The organism is Zhengella mangrovi, assembly GCF_002727065.1.
GTDB classification, from domain to species: domain Bacteria; phylum Pseudomonadota; class Alphaproteobacteria; order Rhizobiales; family Rhizobiaceae; genus Zhengella; species Zhengella mangrovi.
Window position 1 is genome coordinate 304,650 of record NZ_PDVP01000002.1, and the last position, 22,028, is coordinate 326,677.

Annotated in this window: 22 protein-coding genes; 10 read left to right on the forward strand and 12 right to left on the reverse strand. The window is 64.4% G+C overall.

Features of this window, described 5'->3' with window-relative positions:
* Nucleotides 1-166: 166 nt before the first annotated feature.
* Entirely contained in the window at nt 167-1,387 is a 1,221-nt protein-coding gene (locus tag CSC94_RS05280) for an N-acetylmuramoyl-L-alanine amidase (protein WP_245408263.1), read from the reverse strand.
* Nucleotides 1,388-1,995: 608 nt separating this feature from the next.
* On the opposite strand from CSC94_RS05280, the gene CSC94_RS05285 reads away from it, so the two are divergent.
* Nucleotides 1,996-5,040 (forward strand): Rne/Rng family ribonuclease, encoded by a 3,045-nt coding sequence (locus CSC94_RS05285; protein ID WP_099304516.1) that lies wholly within the window; start codon nt 1,996-1,998, stop codon nt 5,038-5,040.
* Nucleotides 5,041-5,130: 90 nt separating this feature from the next.
* On the opposite strand, the gene CSC94_RS05290 is transcribed toward CSC94_RS05285, so the two are convergent.
* Nucleotides 5,131-6,285 (reverse strand): pyridoxal phosphate-dependent aminotransferase, encoded by a 1,155-nt coding sequence (locus CSC94_RS05290; protein WP_099304518.1) that lies wholly within the window; start codon nt 6,283-6,285, stop codon nt 5,131-5,133.
* Nucleotides 6,286-6,451: 166 nt separating this feature from the next.
* Between CSC94_RS05290 and CSC94_RS05295 the strand changes: the two genes are divergently transcribed.
* The 5 genes from CSC94_RS05295 to aat all read left to right on the forward strand — a co-directional run bounded on the left by CSC94_RS05295 (nt 6,452) and on the right by aat (nt 11,407).
* The gene (locus tag CSC94_RS05295; RefSeq protein WP_245408264.1) at nt 6,452-7,852 is read left to right on the forward strand and encodes a M48 family metalloprotease; all 1,401 of its coding nucleotides are present in this window, start codon (nt 6,452-6,454) and stop codon (nt 7,850-7,852) included.
* A 45-nt stretch (nt 7,853-7,897) separates the two neighbouring features.
* Nucleotides 7,898-8,686 carry a DsbA family protein gene (locus tag CSC94_RS05300; RefSeq protein WP_099304520.1) on the forward strand — a complete coding sequence of 263 codons (789 nt, stop codon included), beginning with the start codon at nt 7,898-7,900 and terminating at the stop codon, nt 8,684-8,686.
* A gap of 204 nt (nt 8,687-8,890) precedes the next feature.
* A complete protein-coding gene (gene accB, locus CSC94_RS05305) occupies nt 8,891-9,361 on the forward strand; it encodes an acetyl-CoA carboxylase biotin carboxyl carrier protein (RefSeq protein ID WP_099304522.1) in 471 nt (156 codons plus the stop codon).
* Nucleotides 9,362-9,367: 6 nt separating this feature from the next.
* Nucleotides 9,368-10,720, forward strand: coding sequence for an acetyl-CoA carboxylase biotin carboxylase subunit (accC, locus tag CSC94_RS05310; RefSeq protein WP_099304523.1), 1,353 nt, complete (start codon nt 9,368-9,370; stop codon nt 10,718-10,720).
* Between the two features lie 27 nt (nt 10,721-10,747).
* Nucleotides 10,748-11,407: a leucyl/phenylalanyl-tRNA--protein transferase gene (gene aat, locus CSC94_RS05315; protein WP_099304525.1), complete on the forward strand. Its 660-nt coding sequence runs from the start codon at nt 10,748-10,750 to the stop codon at nt 11,405-11,407.
* A 174-nt stretch (nt 11,408-11,581) separates the two neighbouring features.
* Here the strand turns inward: aat and CSC94_RS05320 are convergent, their stop codons facing one another.
* The 8 genes from CSC94_RS05320 to gatB form a co-directional block, all read right to left on the reverse strand.
* Nucleotides 11,582-12,082 carry a GNAT family N-acetyltransferase gene (locus CSC94_RS05320; protein ID WP_165784326.1) on the reverse strand — a complete coding sequence of 167 codons (501 nt, stop codon included), beginning with the start codon at nt 12,080-12,082 and terminating at the stop codon, nt 11,582-11,584.
* Between the two features lie 286 nt (nt 12,083-12,368).
* Nucleotides 12,369-12,791, reverse strand: a complete 423-nt coding sequence (locus CSC94_RS05325; RefSeq protein WP_099304529.1) for a DUF2155 domain-containing protein — start codon at nt 12,789-12,791, stop codon at nt 12,369-12,371.
* Between the two features lie 119 nt (nt 12,792-12,910).
* Nucleotides 12,911-13,309, reverse strand: coding sequence for an NADH:ubiquinone oxidoreductase subunit NDUFA12 (locus CSC94_RS05330; RefSeq protein ID WP_099304531.1), 399 nt, complete (start codon nt 13,307-13,309; stop codon nt 12,911-12,913).
* A gap of 128 nt (nt 13,310-13,437) precedes the next feature.
* Nucleotides 13,438-13,902, reverse strand: a complete 465-nt coding sequence (locus CSC94_RS05335) for a GNAT family N-acetyltransferase (RefSeq protein ID WP_099304533.1) — start codon at nt 13,900-13,902, stop codon at nt 13,438-13,440.
* Entirely contained in the window at nt 13,899-14,384 is a 486-nt protein-coding gene (locus tag CSC94_RS05340; protein ID WP_099304535.1) for a DM13 domain-containing protein, read from the reverse strand. The genes CSC94_RS05335 and CSC94_RS05340 overlap by 4 nt, the downstream gene beginning before the upstream one ends.
* Nucleotides 14,385-14,449: 65 nt before the next feature.
* Entirely contained in the window at nt 14,450-14,938 is a 489-nt protein-coding gene (locus CSC94_RS05345) for a GNAT family N-acetyltransferase (RefSeq protein WP_099304537.1), read from the reverse strand.
* 93 nt (nt 14,939-15,031) lie between these two features.
* A complete protein-coding gene (locus CSC94_RS05350) occupies nt 15,032-15,532 on the reverse strand; it encodes a GNAT family N-acetyltransferase (protein ID WP_099304539.1) in 501 nt (166 codons plus the stop codon).
* On the reverse strand, nt 15,529-17,028 hold the full coding sequence (gene gatB, locus CSC94_RS05355) for an Asp-tRNA(Asn)/Glu-tRNA(Gln) amidotransferase subunit GatB (RefSeq protein WP_099304541.1): 1,500 nt from the start codon (nt 17,026-17,028) through the stop codon (nt 15,529-15,531). Before gatB ends, CSC94_RS05350 begins: the two co-directional genes overlap by 4 nt.
* A gap of 196 nt (nt 17,029-17,224) precedes the next feature.
* Between gatB and CSC94_RS05360 the strand changes: the two genes are divergently transcribed.
* Entirely contained in the window at nt 17,225-17,497 is a 273-nt protein-coding gene (locus CSC94_RS05360; protein ID WP_099304543.1) for a DUF6455 family protein, read from the forward strand.
* A 259-nt stretch (nt 17,498-17,756) separates the two neighbouring features.
* On the opposite strand, the gene CSC94_RS05365 is transcribed toward CSC94_RS05360, so the two are convergent.
* Both CSC94_RS05365 and CSC94_RS05370 read right to left on the reverse strand, forming a co-directional pair.
* Nucleotides 17,757-18,188, reverse strand: coding sequence for a CBS domain-containing protein (locus CSC94_RS05365; protein ID WP_099304545.1), 432 nt, complete (start codon nt 18,186-18,188; stop codon nt 17,757-17,759).
* Between the two features lie 101 nt (nt 18,189-18,289).
* The gene (locus CSC94_RS05370) at nt 18,290-19,000 is read right to left on the reverse strand and encodes a rhomboid family intramembrane serine protease (RefSeq protein WP_099304547.1); all 711 of its coding nucleotides are present in this window, start codon (nt 18,998-19,000) and stop codon (nt 18,290-18,292) included.
* Nucleotides 19,001-19,466: 466 nt separating this feature from the next.
* On the opposite strand from CSC94_RS05370, the gene CSC94_RS05375 reads away from it, so the two are divergent.
* The 3 genes from CSC94_RS05375 to CSC94_RS05385 all read left to right on the forward strand — a co-directional run bounded on the left by CSC94_RS05375 (nt 19,467) and on the right by CSC94_RS05385 (nt 21,945).
* The gene (locus CSC94_RS05375; protein ID WP_099304549.1) at nt 19,467-20,114 is read left to right on the forward strand and encodes a PAS domain-containing protein; all 648 of its coding nucleotides are present in this window, start codon (nt 19,467-19,469) and stop codon (nt 20,112-20,114) included.
* 185 nt (nt 20,115-20,299) lie between these two features.
* Complete coding sequence (locus CSC94_RS05380) at nt 20,300-20,902, forward strand: PilZ domain-containing protein (protein ID WP_099304551.1); 603 nt, start codon at nt 20,300-20,302, stop codon at nt 20,900-20,902.
* A gap of 446 nt (nt 20,903-21,348) precedes the next feature.
* The gene (locus CSC94_RS05385) at nt 21,349-21,945 is read left to right on the forward strand and encodes a transglutaminase-like cysteine peptidase (protein WP_099304553.1); all 597 of its coding nucleotides are present in this window, start codon (nt 21,349-21,351) and stop codon (nt 21,943-21,945) included.
* Nucleotides 21,946-22,028 lie beyond the last annotated feature (83 nt).

Below are 22,028 nucleotides of genomic sequence, written 5' to 3' on the forward strand. Positions count from 1 at the left end.
GAAACAGCCGGCCAGTCGCCTGTCCGTTCCCCTTGCCTTGCGGATGTGGGCAAAATACGGCGGCCCGGCATTTGCAGCGCAGCATACCGGAAATCAAGACCTTTTCCCAGCGGGGGCGTCAGAAAGGCAACAGCGCGGCTGGCGCGAATCGCGGGACAAGGGGCCATCAGCCGCCCTCCCCGCCGCGCGCCTTGGCGAACAGCGTCACCGCCGAAACGATGCTCTGCGCGGCCTTCTCGCGCCAGGCCGGGTCGCGCATCAGCTTTTCGTCCTTGCTGTTGGAGAGATAGCCGATCTCGACCAGCACCGAGGGCATGTCCTGCGCGGTCAGCACGCGGAAGCCGGCGTAGCGATGGGGGTTCTTGATCAGTTCGACCTGCTCGGACAGTTCGCCGACCAGCGTGCGGGCAAAGCGGACGGAAAAGGTCTGGGTCTCCCGGCGCACCAGGTCCATCAGGATGTCGGCCACTTCCGTGCTTTCCTCCGGCAACTCGATGCCGGCGATGGAATCAGAGAGGTTCTCGCTCTCGGCGACATCGGCGGCGATGTCGTCGGAGGCCTTTTCCGACAGGGTGTAGACGGTCGCGCCGCGGATGTAGTGGTAGCGTATCGTGTCGGCGTGGATGGAAATGAAGAGGTCGGCCTCGCTCTGGCGGCCGATCTGAACCCGCTCGTCGAGACGCAGGAACTGGTCGCTGTCACGGGTCATGACGACGTTGAAACGCCCGGTTTCCTGCAGTTTCTTGCGCAGTTCGAGGCCGAAGGCGAGCGTGATCGTCTTTTCCTGGGTTCCATGCAGTCCCTGGGCGCCGCCGTCGATGCCGCCATGCCCGGGATCGATGACGACGGTAAACTTGCGGTCGCGATGGTCCTGGTTCGCCGCCAGCCGGTCCTCCTTCGCCGTCGAGCGTGCGGGCAGGCTCAGCGCAGGCTGCGCGGCAAGCGCGGCATCGAATTCGGCCGGGGTGGCGGCGGCAATATCGGCAATCAGCTGCCAGCTTCCATCGTCGGCGTTGTTCGTGGTCTCGAAACGCTCGACCTTGAACGGCCCTTCGAAGGCCAGGATGACGCGCGCGCGGCCTTCGCCGAGGTCGCCGTAGCGCACCGCGCTGACGAAGCCCGCCGGGGTCGTCGCGCCATCGGCGAAACGGAACCGCGTTTCGGGCAGGTCCATCACCAGGCGGTGCGGCTGGCGCATCAGCGACCAGCGTGGCTCCACGGCCTGGTCGAATTTCATCATCACCCGGACATGCGCCTTGTCGCCGACCATGGAATAGCCGTAGGCGAGGAGCGGCTGGCCGGATGCCAGGGCCATGCCACCGGCCGAGACCAGCAGCAGGACACCGGTGACCGCCAGCATCGCGAGGCGCCGAATCATGTCCGCCATTGCCATTCCATGAACCCCTGCCCTGCCCGACGTCCCTTGCCGTCCGAATTCGTTAAGGAAAGCTAACGCGATATGGTTAATCAAGCCTTGCCCCGGCAATGGCAAGACCCTGTGAAATGTGAAGGGTTGCCACAGACCGCATCAACACATAAAAGCGGGGTTGGAGTAGTCCGGGAAGATGGCGACGCAAAGGCAGCGCCCCGAGATCAAGACAACCGGTCCGGGTCTGTCTGGCGAGACCGCCATGGCACAAAGGCCCCTGGTCATGCTCCGCAAAGAATTTCTTCAAGGGTCCCGATTGGCGGGCATCCTTTCGTGTGAGGAAAACGGCCGGGGCGGCTCAACCCGTGCCGATGTTTCAAGAGCAAGGACGGGCACGGCTTTCGTCGCTGCCCAAACAGTAATGGACCGAAATGACAAGGTGATGGCAACAGACGCACGATTTCAAAGCCCCCTGCGTTTCCGCGCTTATCAAGCCGCGGAGAGGGGATCGCTCGCGTCGCCCGCCCTGGACATGACGGCAATCAACAAATCAGGCAGACCTCCTTCCAGCACGGCGGATCCGCAGCGATCGCCGGCCTGGACATCGTCTGTCCCAGGGACTTTCCATGGCCAACAAGATGCTTATCGACTCCTCCCACCCGGAGGAAACGCGGGTGGTTGTCACCCGCGGTAATCGTATCGAAGAATTCGATTTCGAATCACAGGACAAGAAACAGCTCAAGGGGAATATCTACCTGGCGCGCGTGACGCGGGTCGAGCCCTCCCTGCAGGCGGCCTTCGTCGAATACGGCGGCAACCGTCACGGCTTCCTGGCCTTCTCCGAAATCCATCCCGACTACTACCAGATCCCGGTCGCCGACCGCCAGGCGCTGCTGCGCGACGAGGCAGAGGCGGCCCGGCGCGAGGACGAGGACGACGACGAGGAGCAGGCCTCACGCAACAACCGCGGCGGCCGGAACCGGCGCCGGCGCGGACGCGGCTCCGACAAGGTGGCCAAGGCGCGCGCCTCCGACGTGCACAAGGACGAAGGCGAGACGGCCGAGGACGATCCGGCCCAGGTGGCGGCACTCGCGGCCAATGCCGATGCCAACGTGGTGTCGGAAGACGTCGAGCTTTCCGCGCCGCAGTTCGGCGACGAGGTTGCCGTTCCCGATGACGCGGCGAACGACGAGAGCGCTGGCGACGAGGCGCGGGCCGAAGACGTGCAGGCCGACGACGCGGACCAGGACGATGACGCCGATGGCGACGACGATGCCAATGGAGACGGCGAGGATGCCGGCGTCGAGATGGTCGGCGCCGAGGACGCGATCGACGAGGCCGCCTCGCGGCGGCGCACCTCGCGGCGCAATTACAAGATCCAGGAAGTCATCAAGCGCCGGCAGATCCTGCTCGTGCAGGTCGTCAAGGAAGAGCGCGGCAACAAGGGCGCCGCGCTGACCACCTATCTCTCGCTGGCCGGCCGCTACTCGGTGCTGATGCCGAACACGGCGCGCGGCGGCGGCATTTCGCGCAAGATCACCAACCTGACCGACCGCAAGCGGCTCAAGGACATCGTCAAGGATCTCGAGGTGCCGGAAGGCATGGGCGTCATCCTGCGCACTGCGGGTGCCAACCGGACCAAGCCCGAGATCAAGCGCGACTACGAATACCTGATGCGGATGTGGGAGCAGGTGCGCAGCCTGACGCTCCAGTCGACGGCCCCTGCCCTCGTCTACGAGGAAGGCAGCCTGATCAAGCGATCGGTTCGCGACCTCTACAACAAGGACATCGACGAGATTCTCGTCGCCGGCGATTCGGGCTACCGCGAGGCCAAGGACTTCATGCGCATGCTCATGCCGAGCCATGCCAAGGTGGTCCAGCCCTACCGCGACCACACGCCGATGTACGTGCGCTACGGCGTCGAGGCGCAGCTCGACCGGATGCTGCAGCCGCAGGTGACGCTCAAGTCCGGGGGCTACCTGATCATCAACCAGACCGAGGCCCTGGTCGCGATCGACGTCAACTCCGGCCGGTCGACCAAGGAGCATTCGATCGAGGACACGGCGCTGCAGACCAACCTGGAAGCGGCCGAGGAAGTGGCCCGCCAGTTGCGCCTGCGCGACATGGCCGGGCTGATCGTCATCGACTTCATCGACATGGAGGAGAAGCGCAACAACCGTTCGGTTGAAAAGCGGCTGAAGGACTGCCTGCGCAACGATCGCGCACGCATCCAGGTCGGACGCATTTCGCCCTTCGGCCTGCTGGAAATGTCGCGCCAGCGCATTCGTGCGTCCGTGCTGGAGAGCACGATGCAGGTCTGCCCGCATTGCGGCGGTACCGGCCACGTGCGCTCCGAATCCTCCGTCGCGCTCTACGTGCTGCGCGCCATCGAGGAATACCTGACCAAGGATTCGCGCAACAACATCACCGTTCGCACGCCGATCTCGACAGCGCTCTACGTGCTGAACCAGAAGCGGGCCAACCTGCTCGACCTGGAATCCCGTTTCGGCCTGACGATCACCGTCGAAGGCGACGACACGGTCGGCACCAAGCTGGTGGAAATCGACCGCGGCTCGGCCGCCGAGGGCGTGCCGACGGCAACGACGCCGACGATGGCGCCGGATCTTGCCGAGGAAAACGCCATCGACGAGGCGCTGGCCGAGAGCGAAGGTGACGAAACCGCCGAAACACCTGAGACGCAGGAATCACGCCAGAGCGACGACGACGGCAACCGGAAGAAGAAGCGCCGGCGCCGGCGGCGCAGGGGTGGCCGCGACCGTGACGGCGAAGGCCAGGCCGCGGATGCATCGGCCGAGGACGACGATGACGCCGGCGACGCGGAATCGGAAGCCGAAGGCGACGAGGACGAAGGCGCCGAACTGCAGGACGATGGTGGCGAGCGCAAGAAGCGCCGCCGCGGCAAGCGTGGCGGCCGCCGCAATCGCAAGACCGGCGACGAGGGCCAGGCATCGTCCGACGAGACAGCCGAAGGCGACGCGGTCGCCGCGACCTCCGAGCCGGAGCCGGATGCCGTTGCTGGCGAAGCGGCTGCGGAAAGCGGTTCGGATGCCGATACCGCGGCAGCCGAGGCGATCGAAGGTGCGGCGGTGACAGCCGACGAGCCGGTCGCGGCCGAACAGGCAGCCAAGGACCTGGCGGACGAAGAAGCCAAGGCCGAGGAAGCGCCGGCCAAGCCCAAGCGCCGCAGCCGCGCCAAGAAGGCCAAGACCGAGGAGGCCGTGGCAGACGGTGCCGAAGCAGCCGAGGCGGTGGCGGAAGAAAAGCCGAAGCCGAAGCGCCGCACACGCAAGAAGGCCGAGCCGGAAGCCAAGCCGGAGCCGGAAGCCAAGCCGGAGCCGGAAACCGAGGCCAGCGCCGATGCCGCCGAAGCGGTGAGCGACACACCGCAAGAGGCGGCTGCGGCTGCCGAAGCCGAACCGCAGGAAGCTCCCGCGGCGGCGACAGCCGAGGTGCCGGCCGATGGCGCGGCCGAAGCCGAAACCGCGGACGCTTCGGTGGCCGAGGATGCCTCCGAGGAGGACGCCGGCAACGACCGGTCAGCCCGGACGGCGCCCGTTGCCTCGGAACCGGTGGTCACCTCGGCAACCCCGGACAGCAGCGAAGCCAAGCCGCGCAAGGGTGGCTGGTGGCAGCGCAAGGGCTTTTTCTGAGCCTTGTTGAATGGACTAAATTATTGAAAAAGCCCGGCGTTGGCCGGGCTTTTTCATGTTCTGCTTTCACGTTGCCGGAATGCCCAGGCGCTACCGGCCGGGCAGCCAGCGCTCCAGCCTTCGGAGCGCCTCGGCCATGTCGTCCGGGGTTCCAGCGTAGGAAAAACGCATCGTGTGGCTGCCCTCGACGGGATCGAAGTCCAGGCCCGGCGTGGCCGCGACCAGGGCTTCCGACAGCATCGAGCGGGCAAAGGCCATGGAATCGTTGGTGTAACGGCTGACGTCGCAATAGGCGTAGAAGGCGCCGTCCATCGGCGCTGCGAGCGGAAGGCCAAGGCGCGGCAAGGCGTCCATCAGCAGGGTCCGGCTTTCACCGTAGCGCGCCTTGACCTGCTCGAGGTCCGCCGTGGCGTTGAAGGCTTCCACGGCCGCGATCTGCGACAGTTCGGGAGCCGAAATGTAGAGGCTCTGCCCGATCCGCTCGATGGGCCGGACCAGGGCTTCGGGCAGGACCATCCAGCCGATCCGCCAGCCGGTCATGCAGTAGTATTTCGAGAAGGAATTGATGATCGTGATGTCGTTGTCGAGCGCCAGCGCCGTGGTGTCGTGACCGCTGAAGTTCAGCCGGTGATAGATCTCGTCGGAAATCAGCGTGATCGAGCGTTCGCGGGCCAGGTCGGCGATGGCCGCGAGTTCCGCGTCGGGGATGACCGCACCGGTGGGATTGGCCGGGCTGGCGAAGAGCACACCGGCAAGCGGCGCCGCGGCATGGGCCGCCGCGACCTGCCCGGCCTTCAGGTAGCCGTCGGCATCAAGCGGGATCTCGACGACCTCCAGCCCGAGCGCCTTGAGGATATTGCGATAGGCGGGATAGCCCGGCGCGGTGATCGCAACGCGGTCGCCGGGGTCGAACATGGCCAGGAAGGCCAGGTTGAAAGCCGCCGACGATCCGGTCGTCACGGCGATCCGCGAGGGCGAAACGTCTACACCGTAGTGGTCCGCGTAGTGGCCGGCGATCGCCTCGCGCAGGCTCTTCAGCCCGAGGGCGTCGGTGTAGCCGATGCGGCCGTCGGCCAGGGCACGGATCGCCGCCTCGCGCACGGCCCGTGGCGCCGGATCACCGGGCTGGCCGACCGCCATGGAGATGACCGGCTGGCCGGCCGCCTTCATGCGGTTGGCCTCGGCCAGGACATCCATGGCGTGAAAGGGTTCCACCGCGCTTCGCCGCGAAACGTGAAGGGTCATGCTCCGGTACTCCCACCTGGCCTCTTGCCCGCATCCGGGGCCGCGCGACATCGCGCCATCCTGTTCGGCCGCACAAATGCCCGATTGATGTGGCGTTCACAAGTTCATGATTGTAACTGCTTGCGGGTTTTCAGCGGAGGGCCGGTCCTGTAGCAATGGCGATGTCATGACCAAAGCACTTTTCAACAGAGCACCGCTGCGCAGACTGATGAGCAAGGGCGTGGCCGTCCTGGCGGCCGGTGCCATAGCGTCCCTGCAGGCCGTCGTACCCGTACTGGCGCGCGGCAACGTGCCCGTCGTCCGGGATGCCGAGATCGAGTCCCTGGTGCGTGACTATGCGCGGCCCATCCTGAAGGCCGCCGGCCTGTCGAAGAAGGGCGTCGAGATCGTTCTCGTCAACGACCGCAGCTTCAACGCCTTCGTCGCCGGCAGGCGCCTGTTCATCAACACCGGCGCGCTGATGACAGCCGAGACGCCGAACGAGATCATCGGCGTCATCGCCCACGAGGCGGGCCATATCGCCGGCGGGCACCAGGAGCGGCTGCGCCAGCAGCTCGAACGGGCGCAGACGCTGGCCGTCGTCGGATCGCTGCTCGGCATCGGCGCCATGGCGGCCGGTGCCGCCACCAACAGCCGCGGCCTTGCCGGCGCCGGTTCCGGCATCGCGCTCGGATCCGGGGAAGCGGCCAAGCGCGGCCTGCTGGCCTACCAGCGCGGCGAAGAGATCACCGCCGACCGCTCCGCCCTGCAATATCTCAATGCGACCGGGCAGTCGGCGAAGGGCATGATCAAGACCTTCGAACGGTTCGCCAGCGCTCTCGCGCTGACAGGATCGCGGATGGACCCCTACCTGGTCAGCCACCCGATGCCACGCGACCGCATCGCGCTGCTGGAAGACCTGGCGAAAAAGAGCAAGTTCTGGAACCGGGAAGACCCGGCGGACCTGCAGGAGCGTCACGACCTGGCGCGCGTGAAGATCGCCGCCTACACCGAGGGACCGGGCGCGGTGGCCCGCATCGGCCGCTCGCTGCATACCGCCATTGCGGGCGATTACGGCGCGGCGCTCAACACCTATCTGAACGGCAACCCGCGCGAGGCAGTGAAGCGCGCCGAGGCGCTTGTGAAGAAGCGGCCGCACTATGCCTTCTTCCAGGAACTGCTCGGCGATTCCTTCATGAAGGCCAACCGGCCGGCGGAAGCCGCCAATGCCTACGGACGTGCGGCGCGCCTGGCGGGCGGCTCCTCGCTGCTCATGATCGCGCAGGGGCAGGCCCTGATCGCCACCGGCCGCAAGGACGCGATGCGCCAGGCGATCGACCAGATCCGCAAGGGGCTGACCGCCGATCCGGACAATGCCGGCGCCTATCGTTTCCTGGCGCAGGCTTACGGCGTTCTCGGCGACATCGGCGAGGCGGAACTGGCCTCGGCGGAAGGCAATTACCACGCCGGCAACCTGCAGGACGCCCGCGTGTTCGCCGCCCGGGCACAGCAGAAGCTGAAACGCGGATCGCCGGCCTGGCAACGGGCGCAGGACATCATCGACACGCATCCCAACAAGAAGAAATAACACCCCTTGCCGGGATGACCGGCCACACCAGACAAGGACCACAGAATGTTCGCGACCAAGCTTTCCCGCAAGATGATCACCCTGGCCGCCGCTGCCAGCCTCGGGCTTTCGGCGCTCCTGCCGGTGAGCGCGACGGCCGAGGAGATGACGATTTCCGACGCCAACCGGGCGCAGATCGAAACCATCGTGCGCGAGTACCTGCTCAAGAACCCGGAGGTGCTGGTGGAAGCGCAGCAGGCGCTGGAGACGAAGCAGGCGGCCGAACAGCGCGACCAGCAGCGCGCCGTGATCGGCGCGGCCAGCGCCGACCTGTTCGATTCCAAGCATGACGGGCTCGTCGGCAATCCAAAGGGTTCGGTCACCATCGTCGAGTTCTTCGACTACAACTGCGGCTACTGCAAGCGGGCGCTCTCGGACATGCAGTCGATGGTGGAAGCCGACAAGGACATCCGCTTCGTGATGAAGGAATTCCCCATCCTCGGCGAGGATTCGCACAAGGCGCATATCGTGTCGCAGGCGCTGATCGCGATCGCGCCCGAGAAGTACGCCGAGTTCCACCAGAAGCTGCTCGGCTCGTCCGGCCGTGCCAACGAGGCCAAGGCGATCGAGATCGCCACGGGCCTTGGTGTCGACGAGGGCAAGCTGCGCGAGGCGATGAAGGATCCGGAGATCGCCAAGACGTTCCGCAAGACCTACGAACTCGCCAACAAGCTTTCGATCACCGGCACGCCGACCTATGTCGTGGGCGACGAGGTCGTTTTCGGCGCGCTTGGCCAGGAGGTTCTGGAAGCCAAGGTGCAAAACCTGCGGACCTGCAACAGCACCCAGTGCTGACATTTCCGGGCAGGACCGGCGGCCAATCCCCTGTGGAGAACGAAACTTGGCGCTTGCGGTCTTTTCGCGAGCGCCTATCCGCTTTATAGAGACGCGCGGTTTGTCAAAAAGGCGTCCGCGCAGCCTGGCGTCCCGGACCGATAGCGGATCGACGGACACCGGCGCGGTATCGCCCGCTGACAGTTTCAACAAGGACAAATGTGCATGTCTTCGAAAAATCCCGGCATCGACCAGAAGCTCATCCGCGATCTCGCAGAGATCCTGAACGACACCAACCTGTCGGAGATCGAGGTCGAGCAGGGTGAATTGCGGGTCCGCGTGTCGCGCCAGCTCATGTCGGCTCCGGCCCAGGCCTACGCGCCGATGCCGATGCAGGCAGCCGCTCCGGCGGCGCAACCGGCCGCAGCGCCGGCGGCGGCCGAAAAGCCGGCGGCGGACAACAAGAATGCCGTGCCCTCCCCCATGGTCGGCACCGTCTACATGGCCCCGGCGCCAGGCGCCAAGGCCTTCATCGAGGTCGGCCAGCAGGTCAAGCAGGGCCAGACCCTGCTGATCGTGGAAGCCATGAAGACAATGAACCAGATTCCCTCGCCGCGCGCCGGCACGATCACCGCCATCCTGGTGGAGGATTCCCAGCCGGTGGAATACGGCGAGCCGCTCGTCGTCATCGAGTAAGCGGCCATGTTCAACAAGATCCTCATTGCCAATCGCGGCGAAATCGCCCTGCGCGTCCTGCGCGCCGCCAAGGAACTGGGCATTTCGACCGTTGCCGTCCATTCCACGGCGGATGCCGACGCGATGCACGTGCGCCTCGCCGACGAAAGCGTGTGCATCGGCCCGCCGCCATCGCGCGATTCCTATCTCAACATCCACCAGATCGTCGCGGCCTGCGAGATCACCGGTGCCGACGCGATCCACCCGGGCTACGGGTTCCTGTCGGAGAACGCGAAGTTCGCCGACATCCTGGAAGCGCACAACATCACCTTCATCGGACCGAAGGCCGAGCACATCCGGGTGATGGGCGACAAGATCGAGGCCAAGAGGACCGCCAAGCGGCTCGGCATCCCGGTGGTCCCCGGATCCGACGGCGCGGTGACCGAGGAAGCCGACGCCAAGCGCATTGCGGGAGAGATCGGCTATCCGGTCATCATCAAGGCATCCGCCGGCGGCGGCGGCCGCGGCATGAAGGTGGCGCGCTCGGAAGAGGACCTGCTGGTCGCACTGCAGACCGCCCAGTCGGAAGCGGGTGCGGCGTTCGGCGATGACGCCGTCTACATCGAGAAATACCTCGAGAAGCCCCGGCACATCGAGGTCCAGGTCGTCGGCGACGGGATGGGCAAGGGCGTTCACCTGGGCGAGCGTGACTGTTCGCTGCAGCGACGCCACCAGAAGGTCTGGGAAGAGGCGAACTCGCCGGCCCTGAACGAGGAAGCGCGCGAACGGATCGGCTCGATCTGCGCCAACGCGATCGCGGAACTGGGCTATTCCGGTGCCGGCACGATCGAGTTCCTCTACGAGAACGGCGAATTCTACTTCATCGAGATGAACACCCGCCTGCAGGTGGAGCACCCGGTGACGGAAGCGATCACCGGCATCGACCTGGTGCACGAGCAGATCCGCGTGGCCTCGGGCGGCGGGCTTTCCGTGACGCAGGACGAGATCCGCTTCTCCGGCCATGCCATCGAGTGCCGCATCAACGCGGAAGACCCGCTCACCTTCACCCCCTCGCCCGGCGTGATCACCCATTTCCACACCCCGGGCGGTCTCGGCGTGCGCGTCGATTCAGGCGTCTACTCGGGCTACAAGATCCCGCCCTACTACGACAGCCTGATCGGCAAGCTGATCGTCCATGGCCGCAACCGCGTGGAATGCATGATGCGCCTGCGCCGCGCGCTCGACGAGTTCGTGGTGGACGGGATCAACAGCACGCTGCCGCTGTTCCAGGACCTGGTGTCGAACCGCGACATCGCCAATGGTGATTATGACATTCACTGGCTCGAGAAATATCTGGCGACCAAGACAGCCGAGGCCTGACAGCGCGGCCGGTGCGCCCGTGACGGCATGACCCGGCCGATCGCGCCCGGCCAGGCAATTCCGGCCGACCTGCTGCTGCGGGCCTACGCCACCGGTGTCTTCCCGATGGCGGAGGACGCCGAGGACGAGGAAGTGTTCTGGGTCCGGCCGGAGGTGCGTGGCGTCATCCCTCTCGACGCGTTCCACGTGCCCAAGAGCCTGAAAAAAGTCATCCGGCAGCACCGGTTCGAGATCGCCTATGACAGTGATTTCGAAGGCGTCATCGACGGCTGCGCGGAAGCGACCGGCGACAGGCCCTCAACCTGGATCAACCGGACGATCCGCGAGGCCTACGGCACGCTGTTTCGCCGTGGCTACTGCCACACCGTGGAAGCCTGGCGAGACGGCCGTCTCGTCGGCGGGCTCTACGGCGTATCGCTGGGCGCGGCCTTCTTCGGCGAGAGCATGTTCGCGCGCGAGCGCGACGCGTCCAAGGTCTGTCTCTGGCACCTCGTCGAGCGGCTGAAGCAGCAGGGTTTCCTGCTGCTGGACACGCAGTTCACCACCGAGCACCTGAAGCGGTTCGGCGCTATCGACGTGCCGCGGCGGGCCTACGAGAGGATGCTGTCGGAAGCGATCTCGGCGGACGCGGACTTCAACGTGCCCGGCGAGCGCACCACCGATCAAGGCCCGAACGACACACGCTGACCCTATCATCGCTGGCACGGCGTGCCTTGCGCTGCCCGCAGGCCGCGCCCATTGCCCATGCCCGTCGTCCAACGGCTCGGCCAGGGCTATCCCTCGCCGGCGTCATCTTGCATGACAGTTCAGGATCATCCCCACAGCGGCGGCGGCAAGGCCGACGATTGCACCATGATCCGCCTAGAGGGCATACCTCATGAAATACGCGTGTCCTGGATCGTCCGGCGCGCGGGCGATGTCGACAAAGCCCATGCGATCGTAAAGCTGCTTGGCATGAGTGAGGAACTCGGCAGAGTCGAGGCAGGCCTCGTTGTAGCCATCCGTTCGCATCTGCTCGAGCATCCCGGCAAGGAGTATTCGCCCGATGCCATGGCCCCGGCCGCTCTCCTCGACGAAAAGGCGTTTTACCTCGGCAACGCCCGGCTGCATTTCAAGGTACATCACGCATCCAACAGGGCGTCCATCAAGGCTTGCAAGCAATATCGCCCCTTTGGGCCGGGCATGAATCTCCGGCAAGTCAGCAAGCGTGCGCGCAAAGCTGACCGGCTCGAAATAGGCCAGTATTTTTTCCCTCATGCCGGGGAATTCTTTCAGTTGCCAATCCACAAAAGCCCGGCAAAGCGCACGAACAGCTTCGACGTCTTGTTCGGTTTCAGCGAGGCGCACAGCAACAGACGGCACGTTCCCAATCCTCAGATCTGATCATTCATGATGATCCATCGGCACCGGGATGACCAGCGCCGATCGGGACATGACCGGACCGGCCGGGCGCGGCCAGCAATCAAACCATAGAGGACCCACCGAAAATCCCCGGCCTCACGTCACACGGCGAGCGTATCGTCACAACGTGCATGGCAGGTGAACCGGCTCGCGTCGCCCTGGCGCCAGGCCAGATGATCGGTTCAAGCGGTGGAAAGCGCCGTCGCTACCAGCGCAAACATTGGCTTCGGGCCTGGAGCCCCGCGTTTCAGCTGTCCTTGGGCGGCGGAACGTCGGACTGTTCCTTGCAGCCCTTCAGCCAGACGTCGTAGACGGCGTGCTCCACAGCGTTGAGACCGGGACTTTCGGCGAACATCCAGCCGGTGAAGATGCGGCGGACCTTGCGATCCAGCGTCATCTCGTCAACCTCGACGAAGCTGTCGGTCTTCGGTTCGTCGCTATTCGGGCGCGAGTAGCAGACCCGCGGCGTGACCAGCAGGGCCCCGAATTGCACTGTCTCGTCAATGTAGACGTCGAAATTGATGATGCGGCCGGTGATCTTGTCGAGACCGGTGAACTCGGCCACCGGATTGGTCACGCGTTCGCCGGCCGCGCCGGCCGGAAGGGTCGCACCGGAGGTGGCGGCGGCCAGGGCCGACAGGAAGAAAATGGAAGAAACCCTGAACTTCATGGCCGGCAACCGGTTCCTGACTGTGACGTAGCGTTTTCGACGGCGCGCCATTGTAGTCATGCGACCGTCAAGAAGCCGTTAACCAAGAAATGTGGCGCGAACAGGCCTGGCGGGAAAAATCAGGATCCCGGCGTCCAGGCGTCGTAGTCGCCGGTGACCTTGGGACGGCTGGCCGCCGTCAGGATGGAGCCATCCGGCCGGTAGGCGCCCGGAGTTCCCGTCAGGTTGGCGTGATGTTCCTTTTCCCAGTCGCGACGGACATAGTTTTCCTTCGTCGGCGGGGTATCGACGCGATGATGCATCCAGCCGTGCCAGCCGGGCGGGATCGCGGACGCCTCGGCGTAGCCGTTGTAGATCACCCAGCGACGGGTGCGGCCCTCGGAATCCTTCGTCCCCTCGTAGTAGACGTTGCCGAACTGGTCCTCGCCCACCTTGGTGCCGTTGCGCCAGGTGAAGAACCTGGTGTTCAGCGTGGCGCCATTCCACCAGGTAAAGATGTTGGTGAGAAACTTCAGCATGCCGGACCTCGTCGAGCGGGAGGGATGCGCGGCAACCGGCGCATCCGGTATTGCACCGCGTTATGAAGCCCCTGCAGCGGGAAGACAAGGGGCCAATGCAGGTTCAGACAGCAAAAACGCCCGCGCGGTCACAGTTTCAGCTTGAAGCCCTCGTGGCTGCGGGCAAAGCCCAGCCGTTCGTAGAACCGGTGGGCGTCACCTCGCGCCTTGTTGCTCATCAGCTGGACCAGCCGGGCTCCGGCCCGGCGGCCGTCGCCCACCGCATGGCGCATCATCGCCGCGCCGATCCCCCTGCCCCGCATGGCGGCGTCCGTCTGCACCGCCTCGACGGTCAGCAAGGGGCGGCCACGGCCCGTCATCGTGGTCGTCAGCGTCGTCTGGAAGGTTCCCACGACCCGGCCGCCGAGTTCCGCCACGTAGAGCTTGTCGCACGGACTGGCCTCGATCCGGTCGAAGGCGGCAAGGTAGCCTGGCAGCGCTTGCGAATCGGTCGTATCGCCATGGCCGCCGAGCGTGTCGCCGGCGAACAGGGCCACAATGGCCGGTACGTCGGCGCGGACGGCGGGACGGATGACGAGACCGGCGACCGTCACTGCGCCGGGCTCAGGGGCGCGGACGAGAACAGCACCCCGAACTGCCGGCACCAGACGACGGCCGAGCCATAGGCCGACACGTCCACATCGTCCGGGATGACATAGTTCTGGTCCCCGATATTGCCCTTGAGAGCGCCCAGCGAAACCCACTGGCTCGCCTTGACGTCCGCCGAGCTTTTCGGATCGGCTTCCTTGACCAGCCACATTTCCAGGTCCGGGCCGTTGGTCACCTCGAAATCCGACAGGCGCAACAAGTGGGCGCCGCCGGCCGTACGCAGGATCTGCGCCATCCCCTTTCCGCGGTGCGCGGCGTCAGCATCGTGAAACTGCCCGCTTGCCACCCGGGAAGTCATCAGTTCAGGCGGCAAGCCCTCGGAGACGACACGGTCGATCCAGAGAGGCGAGAAGAGATACCAGAAGGCATTTCCCGCCACGAAGCCGAGAATGAAGACGGGAATAGCGATCTTGAGGAACTGTCGCATGGCATGACCCCCATAGCTGCATGCGTTGGATTACCGCCTGAAAACCAGGAAGGCCGAGCACACAATCAGCCTATCTGCTTTTCAAGAATAAGCGCCGGAATGCCGGAATCGCGGCTGCCGCAATTCTCTGTCCGGTCGACCTGACGATAGCCATTGTTCTCGTAGAAGGAAATGGCCTTTTCATTGGCCTCTTCCACTTCCAGGCGCATCCTGGCGGCCATCGGAAAAGCGCTTTCCATCTCGATCAGCAGGGCCTTGCCGGCCCCCCGTCCCTGCGCGTGCGGATTGACGTAGAGCTGATGGAGGTAGGCGACCCGCTCGTCGCCCATGGATGCATAGGCAACACCAAGGATTTCGGTTCCGTCATCGGCGATGACGAATTCCGAATAGGGTTTCGTCATGCGTTTCTGGAGCGCCTTGAGCGAATGCCAGTCCTCGTTGATCGCGTTGACGCGATCCTCACCGTAGATGCTGTCGTAGGTGGCGTGCCAGGTTCTTACGAGGAGATCGCGGATATTCTCCAAATCGTCGCGGTCGACGGTCCTGATCCACATGGATGCTAATGCCTCAAGCTACCTGCTTCCTGCTGTGCGTGCATCGCACACAGGGGCACGATGGCTCTTTTGCACGCCAGACGTCAAGTACGATCAGGCAAGGCCTGCCGGCCTTCGCATCAGATCAGCCGGTGTCGTGCCCAGGCCGGGCGCTTCCTCGATCTGCTCGAAGCCCGCCTTGCGATAGAAGGCGATGGCGCGGTCATTGCCGCGCAGGACGGTCAGTTCCACCGGCGCGCGGCGCTTGTCGGCCAGAGCGGCGACCGCCTCGACGAGCGCCATTGCAACGCCCGAGCCCTTCCAGTCCGGTTCGACGTGGATGCGGTCGATGAAGGCAGCGCCGCCCTGCCGCCATTCGCCCGCAGCCTGGGCGACGATCCGGCCTTCGGCATCGCTGGCGACGAACCCGAAGGCGTCCGGGCTCGCATATTCGGATTCGAACAGCGAGCGCACGTGCTTGGCGCCGGAAATCCGGTTGCGCTCCGCCTCGCCGATGATCGGGTCGTAGGTGCGCGCCCAACTGGCCTTGACCAGCGTCATCAGGGCGTCGATGTCGCCGGCTTCCGTCGGACGGACCGTGAAGGCGCGGCTCACTCCTCGATCCCGAGCTTGGCCTTGACGAGCGCCTGGACGGCCTGGGGATTGGCCTTGCCGCCGGTGGCCTTCATCACCTGGCCGACGAACCAGCCGGCCATGGTCGGCTTGGCCTTGACCTGCTCGACCTTGTCCGGATTGGCAGCGATCACCTCGTCGACGGCGGTCTCGATGGCGCCAGTGTCGGTGACCTGCTTCATGCCGCGGTCCTCGACGATGGCCTTCGGGTCGCCGCCCTCGTTCCAGACGATCTCGAACAGGTCCTTGGCGATCTTGCCGGAAATCGTGCCGTCCTTGATCAGGTCGATCACGGCGCCGAGCTGGGCCGGCGAGACCGGGGTCTCGTCAATGCCCTTGCCGGCCTTGTTGAGCGCGCCGAGGAGATCGTTGATCACCCAGTTGGCCGCCGCCTTTCCGTCGCGGCCATCGGCCACTTTCTCGAAATAGTCGGCGATCGCGCGTTCCGAGACCAGAATGGACGCGTCGTATTCCGACAGGCCCATGGCCATGAACCGGGCCTTTTTCTCATCGGGGAGTTCCGGGAGGTCCGCGGCGAGTTCATCCACGAAAGCCTGGGTGAACTCCAGCGGCAGGAGGTCCGGATCGGGGAAGTAGCGGTAGTCATGCGCCTCTTCCTTCGAGCGCATGGAGCGGGTTTCGCCCTTGCCCGGATCGAACAGGCGTGTCTCCTGGTCGATCGAGCCGCCGTCTTCCAGGATCGCGATCTGGCGACGGGCCTCGTATTCGATGGCCTGGCCGACGAAGCGGATGGAGTTGACGTTCTTGATCTCGCAGCGCGTGCCGAACGGCTCTCCCGGGCGGCGCACCGAGACGTTGACATCGGCGCGCATGGAGCCCTCGTCCATGTTGCCGTCGCAGGTGCCGAGGTAGCGCAGGATGGAGCGCAGCTTCGTCAGGTAGGCCTTGGCCTCGTCGGAGGAGCGCATGTCCGGCTTGGAGACGATTTCCATCAGCGCCACGCCGGAGCGGTTCAGATCAACGTAGGACATGGTCGGATGCTGGTCGTGCATCGACTTGCCGGCGTCCTGCTCAAGGTGCAGGCGCTCGACGCCGACCTCGATGGATTCGAAATTGCCCTGCTTGTCCGGGCCGACGGCGACGGTGACGATCCCCTCGCCCACGATCGGCTGCTTGAACTGGGAGATCTGGTAGCCCTGCGGCAGGTCCGGGTAGAAATAGTTCTTCCGGTCGAAGACCGACTTCAGGTTGATCTGCGCCTTGAGGCCGAGCCCGGTGCGCACCGCCTGGCGGACGCACTCGGCGTTGATGACAGGAAGCATGCCGGGCATGGCGGCGTCGACCAGCGAAACATGGTCATTGGGCGCCCCGCCGAAGGCCGTGGACGCACCCGAAAACAGCTTCGACTGGCTGACCACCTGGGCATGCACCTCCATGCCGATGATCACTTCCCAGTCGCCGGTGGCGCCGGGGATCAAACGTTTGGGTTCGGGCGTACGGGTGTCGATGAGTGTCATGGCGTTTCAGGCTGTCCAGCGAGGATGGAAGCGGGCGAAATGGACCCGCCGGAGGTTGCCTTCCGGGTAGAGCAAAGCGTCCGGCCATGCAAGGTTTTTGCTCTCCCGCGCGGTTTTGCAACTGTTGATCCAGGTCAAGGCGGGTGCCCGCGATTCTGGCAGATTGATCGTGTCAACGGCGATGGGAGACCGTCACATGAGCCTGAAGGGGATATTTACCAGGATCCTGCGTCATGGTGATCTTTTCGAAGGCATGGTCTGCAAGCTTGGTCTTGACGACCGCATGGCCGGTCTCCCGCACGCTGCCGAAGTCCACCGGCGCGCCGCCAACCGCTGCCTCTCGTGCAGTGAAGGCGATGCGTGCGAAGAGTGGCTCAAGGGCAGCGGAACACCGGACGAAGCGCCTGGCTACTGCCGCAATCACGACATGCTGATGCGGCTGAAGAAGCTGGAGGACGCGACGGCCTGATCGCCAACGGAATTTTTGGATCCCTCCCACTGTCCCGGCGCTTGCGCCGGGAACTTTTTTTATGCCGTTGGCGATCCGGCGATTTCTGGCATTACTCCCCCGACAATTCCGAACACGAAACCAGGCGTCACTTTCGCCCAACCTGGTCTTGGCCAACGGCAATTTCGCGGGCGGGAAAGTCTGCAACTTTCCCTGAAACCGGGATTGTCCTGCCGCAATTTCGCGGGCGGGAAAGTCTGCAACTTTCCCTGAAATTGCTTTACCCCGCGGCGATGTAATTGCGGATCTCGTCGGCCTCGCGCACCACATCCTCGATCCGCTTCTTGACGACGTCGCCGATGGAAATGATGCCGATCAGCTTGCCGTTCTCGGCAACGGGCAGATGTCGAAAGCGGCCGGCGGTCATGATCTCCATGACGTCATTGACCGTGTTTGCCTCGGTGCATGTCTTCACCTTGGCCGTCATGACCGTGGACACAGCGTCACCGAGGCAGTCGCCCTTGCGACGGGCCACCGCCCGCACGATGTCCCGCTCCGACAGGATCCCCTGGATCTTGCCGGCTTCCGACACGACCACTACGGCGCCGATCTTCCTGTCTGCCAGCAGATTGGCGGCGTTGCCGAGGGTCTCAGTGGCCGAGATCGTTTCCACGTCCCTGCCCTTTTCATCGAGAATCGCCTTGACGGTCATGGTTCTTCTCCTCTCGCGCTGCAGTCATGCTTCATGACCCACCCATCATGCCAACATGGTGTTATGCCAGCGACAATTTGGCAAGGGCCGCGAATGAAGGATCAGCGGCGGCGGCGCGGATCGATCCAGGGCAGAACGAGAAAACCGGCCAGAAAACCGCCGATATGCGCCTGCCAGGCGATCGGATTGGTGGTTTCGGAGGCGATGCCCGTGACCAGGTTGGCAATGAACCAGATGCCGAGGAAGGACAGGACGAGGCGCGACGCCACCATCTGGCCCAGCGACAGAATCGGGCCCTCGAAGGCGCGGATGCCGCTGCGGTGCCCGACGGCGAAGCCGTAGCGCGCGGCGGCGGCCATCATGCCGGAAATGGCGCCGGACGCGCCGACCAGGGGAATGGCCTCGCCGGGGTAGAGCGCGAAATGCAGGCCGACGGCGCCGAGCGCGGTGATCGCCCAGAACAGGAGGAAGCGGAGCCAGCCGACCCGCGCTGCCAGCGGGGAGCCGAAGGCGGCCAGCCAGACCATGTTGACGCCGAGATGCAGCCAGCTGCCGTGCAGGAGCGAATAGGTCAGCGGCGAGAGGAAGGCAAAGGCATCGAGCGTGTAGCCGCCGGTGTAGCGCAGGGGAATGAACGCGGTGCGCAACACCAGTTCGTAGTCCTGCTCCGGCGTCAGCACGAAGTCACGGACGACCTGGACCAGGATGCAGGCCAGGATCATCGCCAGCGCAGGCCCGGCGATATTGAAGACCGGCTCACGGCGGTCGGGCTCCGTTTCGGGGCTGTCTTCTTCTGGCACCGGCTGCTGCATGGAAGGCACACTTTCGCGGGGGAACGTGGTGAAACGGAGGCGCGGCCGCACCTGTACGCCGGTGGTTTTATCGCCGCGCGAGCGGGCACGTCAAACGGGTTCGGCAGGGCCTTGCCGCGCGTACGGCGCGCCACCCTACAGAGGCCAATTCGTTAAAAAAAGAGGCCGCCCGGAATTTCTCCGAACGGCCTGGTCGAGCCCCTGCTCTCCCCGTAAGAAACTGGCTGTCAACAACGAAAGAGCTGCAATACCAATTGCTTCGTCGTTGGTCTTGCTATGCCACAGACCGGCCATCGGCGCAACGGAAAGGCTTTGTTAACCTTAACGCGACGGCCCCGTTGATAACTGCCTGCGGGAACATCTCCACACTGGCACGCGTCATGCCCCGTCAGCCATGAATCCTGTCGGGGAACACCGATTCTGTTCGTCGATGACACAAGTGCTGACAGATCGCGGGACAAGAGCCATGAAAGACCAGAAGACAATCGATCTTTTCCAATATTGGAACAGGCTCAGGGACGGCCGCCCTGCCCCGATGCGCAACGAAATCGAGCCGTCGGACATCCGCTCGCTGCTCGGCGACACCTTCATCCTGGAAGAAGACGGGAACGGCCGGGCCGTGTTCCGCCTGGCCGGGACGCGGTTGTGCGCCCTGTTCGGCCGCGAACTGAAGGGATTCGACTTCGCCTCGCTCTGGCACGAGCGCGACCGGCGCATCGTCAACCGGCTTTCCGGCAATGCTTTCCGCGACCAGTGCGTCGTGGTGCTCAGCCTCGAGGCCCGCAGCCGCGGCGGCCGCCTGGTCGCGATGGAACTGGTCCTGCTGCCGCTGTCAGGCAAACACGACGGTGCGCGTGCTCTCGGCGCCGCGGTGGCACTCGACAAGCCCTTCTGGCTCAGCGTCGACCCGATCACCGAATGCCGGCTGAATGCGCTTCGCGTGGTCGATCCCGACCGTGAGCCCGTCTTCCTGAAAAACCGCCCCGAAGTGGCGGTTCCCTCGCTCATGCCCGAAAATGTCGACGTGCTGTACCAGGACGAGGCGCCCAAAGGGCGTCGCGTGCGCCATCTCATGGTTCTGGAAGGCGGGCTGTCCGGCCAGACGGAGACCTGAACGCGCCGAACCGGCACCGGATCCGGCACCGCTTCCGGTGCGGATTCGTGCAAAGGACGTACCGGATGCAATTTTCGCGTAAAAGGATTTGTTACGGACGCCAGCTTACGCCTTGTTAACACCTTTGCCCGTATGGTTAAGGCCAGATCGACTCTGGTCACGAGCAGACGAGGCACACGACGCACATGAGCATGCCTGCCCCCCAGCCAATGCCGGACAGGCCCGAGAGGCGAACCTTTCAGCGTGTCAAGGTCAAGGTCTACGGCCGGTTCATGCTGGAGGACCGCGAGGAACATCCCTGCCAGGTCGTCGACATGTCGCCGGGCAGCGTTGCGTTCCGGACGGATGTCCACGGCGAACCGGGCGAGAAATGTATCGCCTACCTCGACCACATCGGCCGTGTCGAAGGCGTTATCACGCGAACGCTGCAGGACGGGTTTGCGGTTACCATCATTGCTTCGGAGCGCAAGAAGGACAAGCTTGCGGCCCAGCTCACCTGGCTTGCCAACAAGCACGAACTGGACCTGCCGGAAGACCGCCGCCACGAACGCGTGGCGCCGCGCAATCCCATTTCCGTTCTCAAGCTGGATGACGGGCGCCAGTACCAATGCCGGATCATCGACCTGTCGCTGTCCGGCGCGGCCATCGAGCTGGAGGTCAAACCCGCGCTCGGCACGCAGGTGACGCTTGGCACCATGCGCGGACAGGTCGTGCGCCACTTCGACGAAGGCGTCGCCATCGAGTTCGCGGTCGTCCAGCGTGAAGGGACGCTGGCCGACACCTTCTGATCCACGCGGGCGGTTCCATCTGCTTTCCAGGCCACGGGCCCGGGACCAGGACATCACCGATCCGACCGAACCAGGCGCGCCCCTCCGGGCGCGCTTTTCGTTTGTTCCCCTTCTCCATGTGCGATGCTGCGGCGGCAGACTTGACCGAGGGCTGACGGGCGGGTGCTGCCTGCTGCCACCGGCCTCCCCGCATTGTATTCGAACCGGGCCGCCCTCGCGGGCGAGCCCCTGGCGTGGTTAACGCCGCCTTTCTCATAAGACCATCTTTTGAAGCGAAGTTTCAGCGAATTTTCTTCTAATTCAAATCCATTTCAAATCAAATACAAATAAAACTAATGTAAAACTATACTACAATGATCAAATTGTTTTACTCAATTCGATACATCAGACTTTGCTTCAAATAAATTTGCTTGTGCCAATGTTCTCTCCACACGGGGAGACAAACAATGAAAAAGAATATCACTGGATTTCTTGTGGCAACTACATTGATCGCCGGGAGCGCCGGTGTTGCCGAGGCCAACTCGGCCATGCGCATCGGGCCGGTCACATCGCAGCCAATCGGACATTACGAGTTCTGCCAGACCTATCCGTCGGAGTGCCACCAGATCTCGGATGGCGACAGGCTGAAACTGACGCGCGCCATGTGGAAGGAAGTCGTCAGCATCAACGACACCGTGAACGTCATGGTGAAGCCGCGAACCGACATGGAGATGTGGGGCCGCGAGGAATACTGGTCCTATCCGACCCGCGAAGGCGATTGCGAGGACTACGCGCTGGAAAAGCGGTTGCTGCTGATGAAGGCCGGCGTTCCCGCCTCGGCGCTGCTGGTCACCGTGGTGCTCCAGCCCAATGGCGACGGCCACGCCGTGCTGACGCTGGCGACGGACCTCGGCGACTTCATCCTCGACAACCTGGAACCGCGCGTCCTGTCCTGGGAAGACACCGACTACCGCTTCATCAAGCGTCAATCGGCACGCAACTCCGGCGTCTGGGTGTCGATCAACGACAGCAGGACGCGCACCGTCGGCTCGATCCGGCGCTGACAAAGATACCCGGTCAAGTCCCCAACTCCCCGTCCCCCTGACCGGGTTAACGGAGCCGGCCTTCGATCCCCGAGGCCGGCTCC